We start from the raw sequence: 657 nt of genomic DNA on the forward strand, positions 1-657 counted from the left end.
CGTCCAGCCCGGAGAGGTCCGCCGTCGCCAGACCGGCCAGTCCCCCGCCGCCGCGCGCCCCGGCTTCGCGTCCCCACCGGGCCGTCAGCGCGGCGGCAGGCCGTTCTCCAGCTCGACCGCCCCCGTGCCGGCGTCCAGCGCGCGAAGGGCCGACAGCACGCGGTCGCCGAGCTCCCCGAGAAGGTGACCGGGCAGCTCCTCGCGCTCCACCAGCCGCCAGGACAGGAGCTCCGCCTCCTGGATCCTGATCTGCGCGAGCCGCTCGTCGGTGAGCACACCGCCGTCGTACACGTAGGCGGCGACGGGGGGACGGCCCACGCCCGGGACCCAGTCCACGGCGAGCAGGGCGCCCGGCTCGACGTCGAGACCGATCTCCTCCAGGGTCTCCCTGCGCGCCGCCTGCCGCGGTGTCTCGCCCTGGTCCGACTCGATGGTCCCGCCGGGCAGCGCCCAGCCGGCGCGGTAGTTGGGCTCGACCAGGAGCACCCTGCCGGCGGCGTCGCGCAGCAGCACGGCCGCACCGGCGAGGACGCGGGGGAGGGAGGCGATGTAGGCGGCGTAGTCCGGGGTCGTCACGGCTCGCAGCGTAGAGGACCGGGCCCGCCGGCGGGGGGCCCGGTCCTCTACGCTGCGAGCCGTGACGACCCCGGACTACGC

1 protein-coding gene is annotated in these 657 nt (G+C 76.7%); it reads right to left on the bottom strand.

Annotated features, from left to right (window positions below; genetic code table 11):
- Nucleotides 1-84: 84 nt before the first annotated feature.
- Nucleotides 85-576, bottom strand: coding sequence for an NUDIX domain-containing protein (locus EAO77_RS35175; RefSeq protein ID WP_147992389.1), 492 nt, complete (start codon nucleotides 574-576; stop codon nucleotides 85-87).
- Nucleotides 577-657: the final 81 nt, after the last annotated feature.

The organism is Streptomyces sp. T39, assembly GCF_008042045.1.
Taxonomy (GTDB): domain Bacteria; phylum Actinomycetota; class Actinomycetes; order Streptomycetales; family Streptomycetaceae; genus Streptomyces.